The following is a 20,062-nucleotide window of genomic DNA, read 5'->3' as shown; positions in this document are numbered from 1 at the left end:
GGAGCCTCACTAAAGGCTCCCGTTTTTATGGTCTCGTACATGATATTAATCATATCGAGCCTGGGTATGTATAATCTCGGATAACGAACTATTTGGTACCGAATATCTTATCGCCCGCATCACCTAAACCTGGCAAGATATAACCTTGCTCGTTTAAGCAATCATCAATCGCAGCGGTATACAATTCAATATCAGGATGCGCGAGTTCAAGTGCTTTAATACCTTCTGGTGCAGCAACCAAAACCAACGCTTTAATTGAAGTACAACCACGTTTTTTCAGCAGGTCGATAGTCGCAATCATTGAACCGCCAGTCGCTAACATTGGGTCAACCACTAAAGCAATACGCTCTTCAACATTACTGACTATCTTTTCAAAGTAAGGTATAGGTTGTAGTGTTTCTTCATCACGATAAATACCCACTACAGAAATACGCGCACTAGGAAGATGCTCAAGAACGCCATCCATCATACCTAAACCCGCACGAAGAATAGGCACTACGGTCACTTTCTTACCTTTAAGTTGCTCAATAGTAACAGGGCCATTCCAACCTTCAATTGTCACCGTTTCAGTTTCAAAATCAGCGGTAGCTTCGTAGGTTAATAAACTGCCAACTTCAGTGGCAAGTTCACGAAATCGTTTGGTGCTGATATCAGCTTCACGCATCAAACCGACTTTATGACGTACCAGTGGATGCTTTACTTCAACGACTTTCATTTCTTTCTCCTAGATTTCTGACTATTTCAGGCAAATTTGACAAATGTTAGTCGATTTATCCTCTCTATAAAACATAAAGTTTCAAAATTGCAGTAAATCGTGACCTAAACCAATAAAAAATAGGCAATTCATCGTTTTCTTTATAGGATAAAGTAAAAACATGGCTTCCGACTAGCAGCACAAACTGGTAGAATATTGCCGCATAAAATTCCATAAAACGATGTACCCTAGAGGATCCTCCGTGACCACTCCTACCCCCCTAAGTTACAAAGACGCCGGCGTTGATATCGATGCAGGTAATGCGTTAGTAAACAACATTAAATCTGCGGTAAAACGCACTCGCCGTCCAGAAGTTATGGGCAATTTAGGTGGTTTTGGCGCATTATGCGAATTACCAACTAAATACAAACATCCAGTGCTTGTTTCGGGCACTGATGGTGTTGGCACTAAATTAAGATTAGCCATTGATTACAAAAAGCATGACACCGTCGGTGTTGATTTAGTTGCTATGTGTGTTAATGACCTGATTGTTTCTGGCGCTGAACCGCTTTTCTTCCTCGATTACTACGCGACTGGTAAGCTTGACGTTGAAACGGCAACCTCAGTTGTTAGCGGCATTGCAGAAGGTTGTTTCCAATCTGGTTGCGCATTAATCGGTGGCGAAACGGCAGAAATGCCTGGCATGTACGAAGGCGAAGATTACGATCTTGCCGGATTTTGTGTTGGTGTTGTTGAAAAAGCAGACATCATTGATGGTACCAAAGTCAAAGCGGGTGACTCGCTGATAGCGCTTGGTTCAAGTGGTCCTCATTCAAATGGTTACTCACTAATCCGCAAGGTATTAGAAGTCAGCAAAGCAGACCCTCAGCAAGATCTTGCTGGTAAGCCATTAATTGACCATTTATTAGAGCCTACCAGAATTTATGTTAAGCCTTTGTTGAAGCTGATTGAACAGTCAGACATTCACGCTATGGCGCACATTACCGGTGGTGGATTCTGGGAAAATATCCCACGAGTGCTTCCCGATGATTGTAAAGCTGTAATCAAGGGTGACTCTTGGCAATGGCCAGTGGTGTTCGATTGGATAATGACAAACGGTAACATAGCACAACACGAAATGTTCCTAACATTTAACTGTGGTGTGGGTATGGTTATTGCGCTGCCAACAGACAAAGTCGATGCTGCATTGGCATTATTAACAGCAGAAGGCGAAAATGCTTGGTTGATAGGTGAAATTGCTACGCGTCAAGGTGACGAAGAGCAAGTGGAGATCATCTAATGAGCCAAAGCTGTCGTGTTGTGGTACTGATTTCCGGTAATGGCAGTAATCTTCAAGCTATCATTGATGGCTGTGACGATAACCTAAAAGCTGACATTGTTGGTGTGATTAGTAACAAGCCGGATGCTTATGGGTTAATTCGCGCTCATCAAAGCGAGATTGATACCAGTTGCGTTATTCCTTATACCAATGAAGTACGCAGTGATTATGATGCGCGTTTATTGAAATCAATTGAAAAATACCAACCGGATCTGATTATTCTTGCAGGTTTTATGCGTATTTTGACAGATGATTTTGTAAGTCACTTCCTTGGAAAGATGATTAATATTCATCCATCATTATTACCTAAGTATACCGGGCTTCACACGCATCAACGGGCTATTGATGCCGGCGATAAAAAGCATGGCGCTAGTGTGCATTTTGTTATTCCAGAGCTCGATGCCGGACCGGTAATATTACAAGCTAAAGTCCCTATTTACCCTGAAGATAATGCTGAAGTATTAGCTGAGCGTGTTCATGAACAAGAACATGCCATTTATCCTCTTGTAGTAAAATGGTTCAGCTTAGGTCGTTTAGCGATGGCTGATGGTAAAGCTTACTTAGATGGCGAGTTAATTGGTCCATCTGGTTACGCACCAGATTAATATCGATTAATATCGATTACTAAGTTACTAAGTTACTAAGTTACTCAGTCTTTATGTTAAAAACAAAAAACCTCGCTAATTCGCGAGGTTTTTTTATGCTATAAACATTGTCGATATACAGTGCTAACGTACCGGTAATGTCATGTCTGCAAACATTTCATCAATCAGTTGTTGATCACGAAGCGCGACCGCTTTTTCTACCACATCTCGGGTTAAATGCGGTGCAAAATGTCGCATAAAGTCATACATGTAACTGCGTAAAAAGCTACCACGTCTAAAACCAATTTTGGTTGTACTATGAGCAAACAAATGACTCGCATCAATCGCGACTAGATCTTTATCTACTGCTGGATCGATAGCCATTGAAGCAATAACCCCTACCCCTAACCCTAAACGTACGTATGTTTTAAGTACATCAGCACTGGTTGCACTAAACACCACCCGAGGATCAAGATCCGCATGCTTAAAAGACTTTTCAATTTCAGAGGCTTTATCAAAACCAAACACATAAGTCACCAGCGGAAATTTGGCTAAATCTTCAATACTAATTTTTGTCGATTGAGTCGCGAATGGATGGTCACGAGTCACAACAATTGATCGATTCCAATGATAACAAGGCAGCATAATTAAATCGGTATACAAGTGCATTGCTTCAGTAGCAATGGCAAAATCAGCATCACCTCTAGCCGCTTGTTCACTAATTTGTGATGGCGTACCTTGATGCATATGCAAATTCACTTTCGGATATCGTTTAATAAACTCTTTAATAATTTGTGGCAGAGCATATCGAGCCTGAGTATCAGTGGTGGTAATATTTAAATCACCCTGATTAGGCTGAGTATATTCTTCAGATACCTTTTTAATGCTATCGACCTTGCCAAGTATATCATTTGCAATATCAATAACTTGCTGACCAGCTGGAGTCACGTGAGTCAAGTGCTTACCACTTCGACCAAATATTTGAATACCTAATTCATCTTCTAGCATTCTAACTTGCTTACTAATGCCGGGTTGTGAGGTATAGAGGTTCTCAGCCGTTGATGACACATTTAGGTTATGTTTAACAACCTCTGCAATATATCTAAGTTGTTGCAGCTTCATGGTTTTATCCTTTATTTAACCAGCACTCATCAGCAAAATATGCAAATAAGAACAAATCGATCTATGTTTCACATGGCAAGAACAGTTGTTCAACTATAATAAAACGTTATATGACAATTGAAATGTAATACAAATAGGAATAACGAGCAAGTAAAAATCACCTGCAATTTAATTGACTTAGCTTTTGATAAACATCCTTACTCAAATGTTTAATGATTTATCAACAAAACGACTTATTATTCAACGACAGCCGCGGTAACATACGCTAAGATATAGAATCATTTTGATGCAGTTTTATTGCAACAATTTATTCCAGCATCAAAATAACTTTTAGCCATTGTCGTTTGGCTATATTTACCATGAGATATGAAAGATAAAATGGAACCTTTATGTCCTTAATTTTGGTATTAATTCTTATTGGTGCACTCTTATTGCTGATTATCGGCTTTAGTATTGTCCAACAACAAAAAGAGCGTGCTGAAGCTGAACGTCGAGTAGAAGTATCTCGCCAACGCGCCATTATAGATGAAACCGATGCAGTATTATCCAACACAGGTATGACCCCGTCTTCTAGCCACATTATGTTAGTACTCTATCGCCGCATTCAAGATGCTTTAGAACAATCTGTTATCCATGCATCAGGCCAATTAAAATCGGATTATGAGCGTCGCCTAGCTGACATTAAAATGCAAATAGCCACAGTATCGAATTCACCAAGCCAAGTCCCTGCAATTGAGAATTTTCGTTTACCTGATAATGATAGACAAGTTTTAGAATTAGTAAAAACACTGAAGAAACTTAAAGCTATTTTACGTGCAGAACATAATAAGGGAAAAGTTGATCCGTCTATTTTTGCTGAAGAAGAAATGCGTATCGACAATCTGCAATTAAGGATTAATGTTGATTCTATGATTAGCCGCGCTCGTGCAGCATGCTTTATGAAGCAGTACGGTTCCAGTAAACAAATGGTCACAAAAGCATTAAACACGTTGCACACTATTAAAGCGCAAACGCCAAATGATCCTTTTATTGCTCGTAAAGTCGATGAAGCTAAGCAGTTACTCGATGAAATAATGGGCGCTCAAAAACACAGTGAACCGAGTGCTCCAAAACCGAAAAAAGAAGGCGATGATCTTGATATGCTGTTTCAACCGAAAAAGAAATGGTAATTATCTTTATCTTCGCTAACTAAAAAACCAGGTCTCCTTAGGAGGCTTGGTTTTTTTATACGCAAAATCTATTTAATATAAAAACTACGTTATTTTTTAACCACACATAAAAAATGTAGTAATACAGTGAGTTAGTAAAATAACTTACGTTCGTCAACACAGTTGTCCACAGAATCTGTGGATAACTGTGTGAGACATTCCTTATCACTATGTTTATTAGCAATAATAAATCGGTATGAACAAACCACTCTCTATCGTTATTTCTATACAAGTCTTGTGCGTTGATACAATTAACTTATGACATGTCATTTTGATTGCGTCAAGCCATTAACTACAAAAGTATCCTCATTTGTAGTTAATCGAACAAATAATAGCTTATCAGTAAACTGAAATGAACCATTGATACTTTCAATATATTACAAAATATGAGCATATAAGGCTTTACGCTACAATTATTGATAATGATATTATTTAAATCGAGCCTATCCTTGTAAGCTATAGCATAAATCGAGATACTAGATAAAAATTATAATATCAGCAGTAAAAAAGCCTTATGTTAAAAATGACTTCCATTAAAATATTCTCTGTATTTCTACTGTTCATTCTCACTGCTTGCGGACAATCAGATGAATTTGGTCAACCTCAACTCACACCAGAACAAGTTTCTTTGGGTTTCTTCGAAGCTATTTATGTCGATCGTGATGTAGAGAAAGCTAAAAAGTTTGTGGCACCTGATATACAGGATGTTATGGATCATTATCATATAGCATCAGCGGTGCAACGACACGTATTAGGCTTATCCATGAAGCAAGTGACGATGTCTATTGATGAAATTGATATCGATTTTTTCCGAAAATTTACCGATGACGTGACTGTAATCGTTAAAATGCAAGGATTAAAAGGTGGAAGACAATGGATTGATGATCGAACCATTCGTCTGCATAAACAAGGCAATACCTGGATTATTGTTGAGATACTACCCGAAAAAGGTCGTATTGAAGGTTAGTATTGAGTCAAAACAGATTACCAAAATTAGCTAATTTTAGTGTTTAATCATGATGGGAGATCAAAAACAATTATCGTTCATTTCAGATACTCACCACTATGCGATATGTTTAAGCATTATAAATAATTGATAAAATAAACAATGAGCAATAACCAATAAAAATAGCAGCCTAGGCTGCTATTTTTATTTTTTGTCGGAGTATTTAATGCATCAACTGAGTTGCCAAAGCATTAATAAGCTCGTTCAATCGTCTTATTCTTCGTTAGAAGGTAAAGACTCTAACACGTCATCTTTCACTTGATAGTAAGCGTTTTCGTATTCATGAACTTCCATAATAACTCCAATCTTTTAGGTCGTTTTGTAGGTGTAGGCCTGTCTTTTTATAAACAACAACACGATATTGAATCCTTAATACTGACGACATCGTGTTAATGCTGGGGGGATGACATTTGCCTTACAGAGAGAAGAGTACCAATCACTTTCTTCTTGGCGCTGAGTATATCAATAGTCAGATCACTTTCAAACCACAATTACGAAAAACTTTCAGTTCTGTTTTGCGGATAGTCTAAATGTGACTTAAAATTGAGATTTTGCACTAAAAAAACAGAAAGTCTTTCAGAAATTGAGACGTAATCGACGTGACAACATACTAGCGCATTGCGATACAAGTCGACGGTTCCATTGCTGCTGTTAAGGCTAAATACCTATTACTATGCCCCTATAACGGCAACTCAAACTCTATAGTTCTGATTATTTATTGAAAGAATAATGCCCTTTAAAGATGAGGCCACAACATAATGAAATACTGGAGTGCCTCACTCAAAAATAACGCCCTGCACTCAGCCTGCACTATCAAAGCATTTAACGAATATGGCTAAGCTTTTGGTTTAGAATTAATCGTTAAAGCGGATTAGTTGCCAGGAAATGACAGGTCTTACAGGCATCACTAGAAATTGAATCAATTTGGGATAATAAAAAACCGACATCACCTAAGTGATATCGGTTTTATTCGCATCGTCATGCGATGGAGCAACGCATCAAGGTTACACTTGACTGATGGAATTCAATACTCGCTTTTCTGAAATAGGATAAGCGGTACCTAATACCTGAGCAAAACAAGATACCCGGTACTCTTCTATCATCCAGCGAGCTTCAATGAGTGCCTCTGGGACCGGTTGTGAACGTGGCACTTTGGCTAATTGAGCCGTTAACGCCTCTTGTACTTTTGCAATACTGTGCATGTGTAATCGATCACGTGTTGGGTCAACAGGTAGCTTATCGAGTCTATTTTCAATGGCTTTTAAATAACGAACAACATCCGTTAATCGTTGCCAGCCACAGTCTTCGACAAATCCTTTATACACAAGGCTATCAAGCTGAGTTTGAATATCACTCATTGCAAATGCAATATCTAAGCTAATTTTGCCCTTTAGACGTTTTTTAATACGTTGATAAATTGTCAAAATTTGCTCTACATTGAGCGCAATGCTCTCTGCTGTTGGGTTAAGCTCTTGGCGAACCCACTCTTTTGCTTGCTCGAACTGCTGCTCATTGCGAATGTCTAGTTGCTTTTGATCTAACAACTGCTGTACCGCTGCATTAATAATATCTTCGATTAATATCTGCACTTGTCCAAATGGATTAAAGTACATTGCTAGCTTTGCTTTATTAGGCAAAGCTTGTTGCAAATGTTTCACTGGCGAAGGAATGTTTATCAACAGTAATCGGCGTAAGCCTACTCGATGATGACGCTTTGCTTCATGTTCATCATCAAATAACTTAATCGCCACATCGGTTTTATTATCAATCAATGCCGGATATGCTTTAACTTCGTAATTACCTTTGCGCTGCTGATATTGAGCGGGTAAATCACCAAATGACCATGTGGTTATTGCCTCTTGCTCAATGCCTTTGTCAGCTACTTTACGTATTGCTTTAGCCACAACACCTTGCAGTTGGCCTTTTAATAGCTCTAAATCACGACCTTGGGCAACTAAACGACCATGGTCATCCTCAATCTTAAAGTTCATCTTAAGATGTTCTGTCAGTTGAGTTACATCAAAGTCGTCAGCAGAAATGCGTACACCGCTCATGCGCAGTAACTGTTTACACATGGTATCAAGCATCGATAACTCAAACGGCTTCATCGCTTGATAACATGCCCGAGCATAATCTGGGGCGGGAACAAAATTACGACGCAAATTTTTAGGCAAAGATTTAATCAGTGCAATCAACTTTTCTTGTCGTAACCCAGGCACTAGCCAATCAAAGTCACTGTCATCAATTTGATTAATCAGTGCAACAGGAATATGCACTGACACGCCGTCATCAATACTACCCGGTTCAAAATGATAACTGACAGTCAAGCCGAGATTACCTTTATGCCATATTTCTGGAAAATCGAGCGCAGATATATGGTCGGCACTACGCTGCATTAATAAGGCTTGGCTGTAATCGAGCAAGTCTGGCGTTTGTTGACGCGCTTTTTTCCACCAGGCAAAAAATAGTGGCCCATTATAAATGCCAACGGGTATTAGTGGTTCGTAAAAATCCACCAACACTTGCTCATCGACCAAAATATCTCGCCGGCGAGATTTATGTTCTAGCGACTCTATGTCATTAAGCAATTTTTGATTATTAACAAAAAACGTTTCTTTCGTCTGTAACTGCCCTTCGGCTAAAGCACTACGCACAAAAATCTCTCGAGCTTCTATAGGGTCAATCGGCCCATATTGTACTCGACGGCGATTGACTATGGTCAAGCCATAAAGAACTTGGTTCTCAAGTGCTATAACGCTTGCCGCTTTGGCTTCAAAATGCGGTTCTAGATAATTCTTTTTCACTAAATGTGAGGCGAGTGATTCTAACCATTCAGGGTCTATTTTGGCACAACAACGCGCAAATAAACGTGAGGTTTCAGTCAGCTCAGCAGCCATTATCCACTTAGGACCTTTTTTCGCTAAAGGCGATCCTGGAAACACAAAGAATTTACGGTTACGCGCCCCTAGATACTCGTTGTTCTCGCCTTTAAAACCAACATGGCTTAACAAACCTGATAATAATGCTCGATGTAACTGTTCATAACTGGCTGCACTGTCATTGATACGCCATTTCAATTCATGAACAGCTTGTTTCACTTGAGTGTATAAATCTTGCCATTCACGTACGCGTAAATAGGCGAGATATTCGTCACGACATTGTTTTCTAAACTGACTGGCTGATAGCTCATGCTTTTGATCTTTTACGTGATCCCATAACTTCACCCAACTGGCAAAGTCTGAATCTTTATCAGCATAACGGCGATGACACTCGTCTGCTGCTTGTTTCTTTTCTGCGGGACGTTCACGCGGATCTTGAATCGACAAACCTGCAGTAATCACTAATGCTTCGTGTAAACAACCCAATTTGTTCGCTTCAATGACCATTCGGGCTAAACGCGGATCGAGTGGGATTTTAGCTAAATCTTTGCCTAATGGCGTTAACACTAGGTCATTACCAGACTTTTTAACCGCTTGTAATTCTTCAAGCAATAAAAAACCGTCTCGAATGTGTTTTTGATCCGGTGGTTGAATAAATGGAAATCCGCCAATGTCACCTAATCCAATCGCCAACATGTGCAAAATCACTGAAGCAAGATTGGTTCGTAATATTTCAGGATCAGTAAATTCAGGGCGCTGAATAAAATCCATTTCATCGTAAAGTCGAATACAAATACCTGGGCCTACACGACCACAACGTCCTTGACGTTGATTGGCGCTGGCTTGCGATATGGGTTCTATCGGTAAACGTTGTACTTTCGTACGGTAACTATAACGGCTTATGCGTGCGGTACCAGGGTCGATAACATAACGGATCCCAGGCACGGTTAATGACGTTTCGGCAACGTTGGTGGCTAATACGATACGGCGGCCAATGTGGCTTTTAAAGACTTTAGATTGTTCACCGTAAGAAAGGCGCGCATATAGTGGTAAAACTTCAGTATCGCGATATTGCTGTTTATTGAGTAAATCAGCGGTATCGCGAATTTCACGCTCACCATTCATAAATATCAATATGTCGCCAGGACCCGCGGCCATTAACTCTTCTACGGCGGCAAAAATGCCATCACTGACATCTAAATCAGCATCAGTGTCGCGCACTAAAGGACGATAACGCGTTTCAACTTCAAAAGTACGCCCAGACACTTCAATAACAGGTGCATTATTAAAGTGTTTTGAAAAACGATCTACATCTATGGTAGCCGAAGTAATAATGACTTTTAAGTCAGGACGTTTTTTTAGTACCTGCTTCAGATATCCCAATATAAAATCAATGTTTAAGCTGCGTTCATGCGCTTCATCAATAATAATCGCATCGTACTGGTTTAAAAATCGGTCCGAGGTGAGTTCGGCGAGCAAAATGCCATCGGTCATCAGTTTAATATAACTGTTGTCACTCATGGCATCAGCAAAACGAACTTTAAAGCCAACAACTTCACCTAATGGGCTGTTAAGTTCATCAGCAATACGATTCGCGACACTTCGTGCAGCAAGACGACGAGGTTGGGTATGGCCAATTAAGCCTCGAGTTCCTAACCCCAATTCAAGACAGATTTTAGGTAACTGGGTTGTTTTACCAGATCCTGTCTCCCCCGCCACAATCACCACTTGATTATTGGCAATAGCAGAAGCAATATCGTCACGTTTTTGCGACACAGGAAGTTCATCTGGATAACTAATAATAGGTCTAGACTGCAAGCGCTGCTGCGCTTTTTGATAGGCTTGCTGCGCAGCTTCCGTTAACTGCGCTAACGTTTGGGATTTTTTTTCAGACTCGGCTTCTTTATTGACACGATACAAACGACGACGAATTTTAGCAGCATCGGTTTGATAACAAAGATTGAGATACGCCTTAGATAGCGGGTGAAGGTCCGAATTCAAATCTGATTCCCTTGCTTACATCAAAAAAAGCGATCCTAGCAAGGAAAACAGCAGAATGGTATTGATTTTAACGATTGTTAAGCTGGAGATAAGTAACACTGTTGCATATAAATATTCATCGCCTTAAGCACATTGGTCCGATTAATGGTTCCAATGACTTTTCCGGCACTCAATACAGGATAAATTTTTGGTTTAGAGCCTAACATTTGTTCAGCTAATTCCAATATACTTTCATCGGGAGTAACTGATAATACAGGGCTTTTCATACAATCTGCCACTGTGCTGGTCATATCACAGTGGTAGCTACTTTTTAACATCACTGACAAGCAATCTTGTTGGGATAAGAACCCCACTAACTTTCCAACACTATCCACAACTGGCGCGCCGCTCTTATTACTTTCGAGTAGTTTCTCAACCGCTATTGCCAGTGACATATCTGCGGTTAACAGTATCGGACGTCTATCCATGTGATCTTTAATTTTGATTGAATCCATATTGCCCCCTAAATGCACGCTAATTGACTACGTGCTTAATAAATCTCGTCAATCAATTCAAAATGAATCAACATTCAAGTACTGACTTAATTTAAGTTTAGTCAATAATGGCTCAGTGGATAGAAAATAAAACCGATTGTTTTAATCGGTCTTATTCATCACAGCTAGGACTTACTTGTCACGCCAGATCATGACTGTGGCAGCTTGGCCTTTGCTTCGAGTTGCACGATACATACCTTCGGTATTAAATGGCGTTGCGATATTGCCACGCTGATCAATTGCTATCACGCCTCCAGTTCCACCAGCTGATATTAAACATTGATTAATGACTTCATCAGCCGCTTGAATAATCGATACTTGTTGGTATTTAACTCTAGCGCATATGTCACCCGCCACTTGATAACGGATAAAATACTCACCGTGCCCTGTTGCAGATACCGCACAGACACCATTTTCAGCATACGTTCCGGCGCCAATGACCGGAGAATCACCAATACGGCCAAAACGTTTTGCTGTCATGCCGCCAGTTGATGTCCCTGCAGCAAGGTTACCTTGCTTATCAAGTGCAACAGCACCCACGGTGCCGTATTTATAATTGGCTTTTAACTGTTCTACTGACGCCTGATAATCTCCGCCATTATTTTGCTCGGCTTCAATGATACTCGCCTTAGCATCAAGCAACTGTGCATAACGATGTGGGGTATCAAAATGACTGTTAGGCACTAAACTAAATTGTTGGGTTAGCGCAAATTCTTCCGCCCCTTGTCCATAAAGCATCACATGGGGTGATTTTTCCATCACCTTTCTTGCTAAATCAATCGGGTTTTTAATATGTTTAACCCCAGCGACGGCACCTGCATTCATAGTGTTACCATCCATAACTGAGGCATCAAGTTCATGGCCACCATCAAAAGTATAAACAGCGCCAACCCCTGCATTAAATAATGGGCTATTTTCTAACACATTTATCGCAGATTGAACCGCATCGAGGCTGTCGCCGCCTTTATCTAACACTTTATATCCGGCATCAACTGCCTGTTTAAGTTTGTCGCGAATGGCTTTCTCTTGCTCAGGGCTTAGACTGGCTGCTGAAATAGTGCCGGCGCCACCATGGATTGCTATAGTAAAAGGTGTATCGTCTTTAGCAAAACTGCTATTGGACGTTAAGCTTAAACATAGCGTAATCGTTAAATATAATTTATTCATGTTAGAAAAATCCTTGAAGGTGGTTTATCTTTGTAACCATTTCTGTTTGTAATTTCAATCATATCCTTGCGACTTTTATACTTTGTAGCGACAATGGTCATCATCATCAATTTTGGAAAAGTTAGCTTAACTTGTCGACAAAACGCCTTAAAATTAGCCAATTCCTATTGCTTTCGTTGACATTACTGATGTCAGGCTTGGTGCTGGCCGACGAAAATTGGTTAACGATTAACGTTACCGGCGTGCCGAAAAAAATTGAAAAGAACATTTTTGCTCATTTAGGCACATTGCCAGATAACGATGTTCAGCGCCGAGCATTTTTATTTACCGTTGACGATAACACCCATGATGCCCTTGAATCCATGGGCTATTACCATGCAATTTTAGATATTGATGTTAAAGAGAATGATAAAGGCCCTTGGGAGTTAAGCCTCAATATAACCCCAGGCGAACCGGTCATTATTCAATGGGTGGATATTAATTTTCAAGGTGACATGCTCCAAGATAATACTTTTTCGCTGTGGCTTAATAGCTTGAAAATAAAACCTGGTGATACCTTAAACCACGGTGTATATGATTCGATAAAATCACAGTTAATCACGTTAGCGCTGGCAAGAGGATATTTTGATGGTCAATACACCAAATCAGAAATCAACATTAATCGTGACTTAAATACCGCCCAAATTAACCTACAGTTTAATTCTGGTAAACGCTATTTATTTGGTGATGTTCACTTTGAAGGCAGTACTCTCAATGATGACGTTGTTGAATCATTGATTCCTTTTGATGCTGATGCGCCTTACGCCACACAGCTATTAACTGAGTTTAATCGTAATTTATTAGATACTGGTTATTTTAGTAATATCAAAGTATTGCCACAGCTAAACAAAATAGATACTGGGGTAGTTCCGATTAAAGTTGAGCTAAGCCCTCGACCTAGCCATCTTATTGAAGTGGGTTTAGGTGCTGATATAGGTAATAGTACAGAAAACAGTGTTGATCCTCGTGTGCGAGTCACCTGGCGCACGCCGCAAATCAATCGCTATGGCCATTATCAAGAAACCAGTGCTGAATGGTCACCTGAGCGACCTAAGATTTTAACCACTTATACTATTCCGTTAACTCACCCCTTAGATGATCAACTGAAAATAAAACTCGGATTATTACGCGACACCTATGGTGTCACCCAAGATTACGACGCTGATAAACGCCAATTTAATAATACCGGGCAATTAGAGTCTAAAAAGTATCTCGTTGGCTTAACGCGTCAAAGGCGATCTAAAAGTAATTGGTTACATGGATATTCAATTGAATCCGTTAGAGAGTTTTATAATCAACTCGATACAGATTACGATCCACGTTTTTATTTGTTGGGTTTCAATCTCACCAAAACAGTTCGTGGTGACAACACGCTCGATCCCAAATCTGGGTATCGTCAAACTTACAGTGTTGAATACGCCGACCCGTCCTTAGGCTCCACCATCCGCCTAGCACGTTTACAAGCCCGATTTAAATGGGTAGATACTATATTCGATAAACATCGTTTTGTTGCTCGAGTCGATTTAGGAGCTAATATTGCTGACAAAAACGATATGGCTAATATACCGCCATCGTTACGATATTTTGCCGGTGGCGATCAAAGCATACGAGGTTACAGTTACCAAGAATTAGGTCCCTACATTGACTACACCAACAGTGAAGGCGGCTTATCTCGACAGGTTGTCGGTGGGCGCTACTTAGCGATTGGCAGTATTGAATATCAATATTATCTAACCCCGACATGGCGAGTTGCCACCTTTGTCGATGCTGGTAATGCTTTTGATACACAACAGTTTGAACCGGTAGTATCGGTTGGTGGAGGATTACACTGGATATCACCTATTGGCCCGATTCGAATGGACCTAGGTTTTGGCTTAAAAGAAACCGAGACAGTTGCACGTTCATATCGTTTCCATTTAACCATGGGAACTGACTTATGATAGATAAACATACTGAACAAAGTACTTTGCAACATAATGAGCAAAACGCTCAGTCAGAAGAATCACTCAAGCCAAGTAATAAAAAAGCACCTAAATCAACCCGTCTATCTGCAAAAATTTGGCGCAGTATTAAGCTATCTACCCGAATACTGATTTATGTCCCTTTGGTATTATTGATGCTGTTTGCCATCATCATGGGCACCCCATTTGGCAGTAAAATGGGGGTGATGTTCGTTAATCAATTTGTCAGTGATATCGATGTTGAATATGCTTCAGGCACCTTAAATGATGATATCACGTTGCATCACTTGTCATGGTCAATGCCAGGGATTAGCGTCGAAGCTGATGATTTAACTTTAGAATGGGTGCCAACATGTCTGATTAACAAACAGCTTTGTGTCACAAATCTGCTGGCATCAAGTATTGATGTGAACATTATCAGTGATGATATTCCTGTAACCAAAAATACCGTTGAAACGGGGGATATCGTCGATCCCTTTACCGAGCTTAAATTACCGATTAGTATTAATCTCAGCCACGCCCAATTGGCCAATATTAATGTAGATGTGAATGGTATGACTTTTTATGCCGACAATTTAACGACTCAAGCTATCTGGAATAACGCTGGCCTTGTGGTTGAATCACTCACCAGCCAAGGGCTAATCGTCAACATCCCAGATGCAACATCAACAAGCCAAACACGTTCTCAGCCAAATAATAAAGCAACAAACCAAACCGCCGCGCCCAATGAAACTTCATGGCCATTGGCTAACTTACCACAGGTGTTTATGCCTTTTCCTGTCAATGTGAGACAGTTTAATGCCACCGACAGTCAGCTCATTATCGGCCAGCGCAACGACCATTTTAGCCATATCGCATTAGCTGCCAGTTTTCGTCAATTTCAGCTTGGGATAACCCAACTAGACATTCAACATGATGACGGTGATGTGAGTGTTATCGGTGATATTAGCTTACACGATCATTATCCACTGACATTAAAACTACTAGCCAATGTCGAAAACCTGCCTGAGTTGCCAGGGCTTCAACAGCAACAACTCCGTGTTGATCTTACCCAAGACTTAAGCCAATTAAATATCAACGCCATCGCTAAAGGCGATAGCCATTTCAATCTTGCAGCAGACATTAATCTCACCACGCCGGCGCTTGAATACCAAGTAACACTGACCGATGCCGCTTTGCAATGGCCGTTAAAAAATCCGCTATACACCAGTAATATTAGTCACTTTACCAGTAAAGGTAATATAAAAGACCAAGTGGCACAGTTTGAAGGGCAACTGACAACACCTTACCACCCTACTTTGACGGTTATTGCAGATGTTGTTAACAACAATCAAAAGTTGACCATCAATACACTCAATTTACAGTCAATCGCTGGCAACCTAGATCTAACTGGACAGCTATCATATAAAGATGACATAACCTGGCAAGCCAATGTGCTTACCAACGACATTCAGTTGCAATATATTGATTATATTAATCAGCAAAATCCGATCAAAAGTAAATTCAGTGGCCATTTTAATAGCACGGGCAGCATTGCCGATAAGCAGTGGCAAATGGCCATTCAAGACGCCGATTTAACCGGTCGATTAAATGGATACCCGTTGAACTTGCAAGGCGATATTTCATTAAATCAAGATTTTGCGATTAACGCGACAAACCTGCAGGCCAATGCCCTTGGCGCTCAATTAATCATCAATGGCCAAGCAGACAAAACATGGGACATCGATGCCGAACTTAGCGTTCCCGATGTCAGTCAGTGGCTAAAAGGCGGCCGCGGCAATATTTTTGCAAAAGTTGATGTTACGGGTAATAGTGCCGACCCAATTGTGGATATTAACGCGCAAATCAGTCAATTCAGTTACCAAGGAAGTAAAATTGACAGCCTTGATTTACTGGCTAATTATCGCCCTTATTCGCAGCATCAATATCGGATAGAACTGCATAATAATAATCTTGTATGGGACAGCTATAAGCTGACAGATATCGCATTCATCAGTGACGGCAATCAACATCAACAACAAAGCACACTTAATACTCAAGGTGATGTGGTCATCAATACTCAAATGGCCAGTAGTAGTAATATTGATAAACAACAGATCAATGCCACATTAACAGAATTCAATATCAGTAATGCTCTTGGGCAATGGCAACAAGATAAACACATTACCTTCAGCTGGGATCAGCTCAATCATAGTGGCAGTGTGAGCCGTTTTTGCTTAGTGCATCCCCACAATAAATTGTGCTTAATCAATGATGTTAATCTAGGTCACACCGGCCAGGCCAATATCACCTTTACCGGTAATCCCGGAAAATCATTGGCACCTGTGTTGTCTAAAAAAATCTCTTGGAGCGGTGAAGCAGCGCTAACCAGTCAAGTTAATTGGGCTAAAGGTAAAAAGCCCACTGCCAATTTTCAGTTTACGCTTTTACCGGGCAATATTAAGCTAAGCCGCGCCAAAAACAACACCATCAGCATCGACTACCAGCAGTTACTATTACAAGCATCGCTTGATGAGAAACAAATTACTAGCTCATTGAGTTTTGATTCGTCCGGCATAGCAAGTTGGCAAAGTCAGCTGAGTGTCAATATCACGCCCGATCGGACCTTACAAGGTACCATTAATGTTAATGAACTTAATCTCGCGCCTTTTGGAGAGTTCTTTCCAAGGCTAGAAACCTTAGAAGGCATGTTATCCAGTCGATTAAATTTATCCGGCACCCTTATGGACCCTAATGTTTCGGGTAATATCAAACTCAGTGACGGTGCATTTGCCTTATCCACCAACCCGACATTAATCGATAAACTGTATTTGTCACTGGCTCTAGAAGGTCAGCAAGGACAACTCAATGGCCAATGGCATATGGGTGACGGGCAAGTGAGCACGACAGGTACCCTTGCTTGGCCTCAAGGGAAATTTAGTGGTGACATTGATATTAAGGGTGAAAATTTAGCGGTAATTCAACCACCAATGGCAATATTAAATGTCTCTCCAGATATTAATATGACCTTTGATGAGCAACTGTTTGCGATAAAAGGCAAAGTTGACGTGCCATCAGGACAAATAAAAATTACTCAGTTAGCTGAAGGAGGCGTTGCGGTATCGAACGATGTGGTATTTAACGATTCAGTGTCTGAACAAACCGTTAAAACCAGTCCTTACGCCGTTACAGCCGATTTGAATATCAGTGTCGGTAAACGCCTTACTATTGATGGTATGGGTCTTAAGGGAAGGCTAGAAGGCGATCTGGTACTAAAACAGCAAGCTTTTAAGCCGCCCATGTTATTTGGTGATATTAAAGTCAACAAAGGGACTTATAAGTTTATGGGGCAAACCTTAAGTATTAATACTGGTGAAGTCCAATTTATTGGTCCAACAGAATTGCCAAACCTAAATATAGAAGCAACTAGAGACATTAAAGAGAGCGATATCACCGCCGGTGTTCGAGTCACTGGTACCCCAATGCGCCCAGTGGTCACCTTATTCTCTAATCCAGCAAAAGAGCAAGCCGAGGTGCTTTCTTATATTTTGACGGGTAAAGGTTTTACCAGTACAACCAACCAACAAAGTAACTCACTAATGATGGGAGCCGCGCTCAGTTTAGGTTCACAATTTGATGGTGGAGCAATGAATAGCATTGGCAGTACTGCGACAGGACTGATTGAAAAGTTTGGATTTTCGAATGTACAACTTGATACTAATGATGACGGTAAAGTGGCTGTGAGTGGGTATATAGGTGAAGACTTAATGATTAAGTATGGCGTGGGAGTATTTAACCCCGGTTATGAAATGACCGTACGATATTATTTGTTTTCACAATTATATTTAGAGAGTGTGTCTAGCACCTTAAGTCAATCACTGGATATCTACTATAGCTTCGAAATCGATTAGCATTTGGCATTTGGCATTTGGCATTTGGCATTTGGCATTTGGCATTTGGCATTATAAGAATAAATTTAGCGATAAACATTCAGTCATAAAAAAAGCGCCCTAAGGCGCTTTTTTTTCACATTTGCGATTAAGCAAACATAAAGTCAATGTGTTCAACCAATTGCTTGAATGCGTGACGTTGGATAGCTTTTACACGAACTTTAACTTCTTTACCTTCAATAGAAACGGTTAAGTCAGTTGTGTAAAAGTCATCATTTAACTGGATGTTAATGATGTCTTTGTGTTCAAACTTGATTGATACAGGCTCTTTACCTGGACCATAAATTACTGCAGGAACTTTACCGGCATGACGTAGGCGGCGGCTCGAACCTTTCCCGATTTCTGTGCGGGTTACTGCGTTGATTGTGTAAGACATTAGTCACTCACTTAATAATTAATAAAGTATGAAGGCGTCATCATTCTCGACCAACGATGACTCAAATAAAGCGCGCGGATATTACCACAGCCATTATCAACCCACAAGAAGATATACCAATCCTATTAAATATGTGATATTTCAGCGGGAGTTCAAAGTGCTGTAGGCAAGGCAGATGATTGAAACGAATAGTGATGATCGGTAACAAGCTCATGCGTTACTCTACCTATAGCATCTAACCGCTAGCATCTGACCGCCATGAATAGTGGGAATGTCTTATTTTTATGGAAATAGACCATGCAGTCGTATTTTGAAAGCATCTAATGAAGCATAAAGTACTTTTAAACCCGCCAGAATATAGTCTCTCAGGTATGCCACTTCTGTGTTGCATCGATTTAAAAGGGAACAACCATTTCTACATCAATGCGCCTTGAAATGAAAAACCTGACAGACTCTGAACTGACCAGATATTTAATGAGATTGGTATTAATTAACCCCAACGCCTCACTGGCCCACAATCAATATGCACAAACCCATCTCGAGGATAAAATCCTACACCACCTAACTTAAGCGACTCAGCAGCATCGCGTAAGTGTTTAGTTTTCACTCCGGGTAAAGCAATATCCATCGCCATGCCTTTCATGTGATAACTTTTCTTGGCAACCCCATTGCTACGCGATGCGAGCATTTGATTTGTTTTGGGTGAACGATAAGCTGAAATAACATGGATTTCATCTTGATTATCTAATGTAACCTGTAATTTATACAAATATTCAAATAATCTTTTATCAATCGGTGCGGCTAAATTTTGGCGATGATCCCGTAATACTTGATTAAATTCAGTCAACGTTTCTGATTGATATTGACCATCAACCCAAAAACTTCCTTGGCTTCTTTCACCAGTATGCAAATTATAAAAACGTAAATCTTTAACACCAAGAGTAGAACGACTTGCTTGCGCGGTATTCGGTAACAGAGTTACCACTGCGGCACCGCTTAAGCCTAATAATAACTGCCGACGAGTTAGGCACTCTATTGTCATTTATACACCACTTAAATTATCTAAATTACGATACTTATCGGCTTTAAAAGCACGATTTCATCTTCACAGCGCTTTTCATTGCGTTGTTGCTTTTTTATCCAACTGGCGATTAAATTAACCATTAATGCTGATAAATGCAAGTATGCCTATGTTGAGATGTGCATTAAACACACTAACTTACA

General features: G+C 40.2%; 13 protein-coding genes. 6 read left to right on the top strand and 7 right to left on the bottom strand.

Annotated features, from left to right (window positions below):
- Nucleotides 1-88: 88 nt before the first annotated feature.
- Nucleotides 89-715, bottom strand: a complete 627-nt coding sequence (gene upp, locus AAEY98_RS15140) for a uracil phosphoribosyltransferase (protein ID WP_101086777.1) — start codon at nt 713-715, stop codon at nt 89-91.
- Nucleotides 716-956: 241 nt separating this feature from the next.
- On the opposite strand from upp, the gene purM reads away from it, so the two are divergent.
- Nucleotides 957-1,994 carry a phosphoribosylformylglycinamidine cyclo-ligase gene (gene purM / locus AAEY98_RS15135; RefSeq protein WP_101086776.1) on the top strand — a complete coding sequence of 346 codons (1,038 nt, stop codon included), beginning with the start codon at nt 957-959 and terminating at the stop codon, nt 1,992-1,994.
- Nucleotides 1,994-2,638, top strand: coding sequence for a phosphoribosylglycinamide formyltransferase (purN, locus tag AAEY98_RS15130; protein ID WP_101086775.1), 645 nt, complete (start codon nt 1,994-1,996; stop codon nt 2,636-2,638). The genes purM and purN overlap by 1 nt, the downstream gene beginning before the upstream one ends.
- A 123-nt stretch (nt 2,639-2,761) precedes the next feature.
- On the opposite strand, the gene cysB is transcribed toward purN, so the two are convergent.
- Nucleotides 2,762-3,739 carry an HTH-type transcriptional regulator CysB gene (cysB, locus tag AAEY98_RS15125; protein WP_351017927.1) on the bottom strand — a complete coding sequence of 326 codons (978 nt, stop codon included), beginning with the start codon at nt 3,737-3,739 and terminating at the stop codon, nt 2,762-2,764.
- Nucleotides 3,740-4,128: 389 nt separating this feature from the next.
- Here cysB and AAEY98_RS15120 point away from each other — a divergent pair, with 389 nt between their 5' ends.
- A complete protein-coding gene (locus tag AAEY98_RS15120) occupies nt 4,129-4,908 on the top strand; it encodes a hypothetical protein (RefSeq protein ID WP_101086773.1) in 780 nt (259 codons plus the stop codon).
- A 553-nt stretch (nt 4,909-5,461) separates the two neighbouring features.
- A complete protein-coding gene (locus tag AAEY98_RS15115) occupies nt 5,462-5,914 on the top strand; it encodes a nuclear transport factor 2 family protein (protein ID WP_101086772.1) in 453 nt (150 codons plus the stop codon).
- Nucleotides 5,915-6,957: 1,043 nt separating this feature from the next.
- Here AAEY98_RS15115 and hrpA read toward each other — a convergent pair.
- The 3 genes from hrpA to AAEY98_RS15100 all read right to left on the bottom strand — a co-directional run bounded on the left by hrpA (nt 6,958) and on the right by AAEY98_RS15100 (nt 12,533).
- Nucleotides 6,958-10,833: an ATP-dependent RNA helicase HrpA gene (gene hrpA, locus AAEY98_RS15110; RefSeq protein WP_351017924.1), complete on the bottom strand. Its 3,876-nt coding sequence runs from the start codon at nt 10,831-10,833 to the stop codon at nt 6,958-6,960.
- A 77-nt stretch (nt 10,834-10,910) separates the two neighbouring features.
- Nucleotides 10,911-11,327 carry a CBS domain-containing protein gene (locus AAEY98_RS15105; RefSeq protein ID WP_182744032.1) on the bottom strand — a complete coding sequence of 139 codons (417 nt, stop codon included), beginning with the start codon at nt 11,325-11,327 and terminating at the stop codon, nt 10,911-10,913.
- A 171-nt stretch (nt 11,328-11,498) separates the two neighbouring features.
- On the bottom strand, nt 11,499-12,533 hold the full coding sequence (locus AAEY98_RS15100; protein ID WP_351017921.1) for an isoaspartyl peptidase/L-asparaginase family protein: 1,035 nt from the start codon (nt 12,531-12,533) through the stop codon (nt 11,499-11,501).
- Nucleotides 12,534-12,721: 188 nt separating this feature from the next.
- Between AAEY98_RS15100 and AAEY98_RS15095 the strand changes: the two genes are divergently transcribed.
- The gene (locus AAEY98_RS15095; protein WP_351017950.1) at nt 12,722-14,512 is read left to right on the top strand and encodes an autotransporter assembly complex protein TamA; all 1,791 of its coding nucleotides are present in this window, start codon (nt 12,722-12,724) and stop codon (nt 14,510-14,512) included.
- Nucleotides 14,509-18,423 (top strand): autotransporter assembly complex protein TamB, encoded by a 3,915-nt coding sequence (gene tamB, locus AAEY98_RS15090; RefSeq protein ID WP_351017918.1) that lies wholly within the window; start codon nt 14,509-14,511, stop codon nt 18,421-18,423. Before AAEY98_RS15095 ends, tamB begins: the two co-directional genes overlap by 4 nt.
- A 127-nt stretch (nt 18,424-18,550) precedes the next feature.
- Here tamB and rplY read toward each other — a convergent pair whose 3' ends face one another.
- The gene (rplY, locus tag AAEY98_RS15085) at nt 18,551-18,838 is read right to left on the bottom strand and encodes a 50S ribosomal protein L25 (protein ID WP_011636915.1); all 288 of its coding nucleotides are present in this window, start codon (nt 18,836-18,838) and stop codon (nt 18,551-18,553) included.
- Between the two features lie 490 nt (nt 18,839-19,328).
- Nucleotides 19,329-19,880 carry a peptidoglycan L,D-endopeptidase MepK gene (gene mepK, locus AAEY98_RS15080; protein ID WP_101086766.1) on the bottom strand — a complete coding sequence of 184 codons (552 nt, stop codon included), beginning with the start codon at nt 19,878-19,880 and terminating at the stop codon, nt 19,329-19,331.
- Nucleotides 19,881-20,062: the final 182 nt, after the last annotated feature.

It is taken from the genome of Shewanella sp. AC91-MNA-CIBAN-0169 (assembly GCF_040310165.1).
In the GTDB taxonomy this organism is placed as follows: Bacteria; Pseudomonadota; Gammaproteobacteria; order Enterobacterales; family Shewanellaceae; genus Shewanella.
This window is presented reverse-complemented; position numbering and strand designations above follow the sequence as displayed.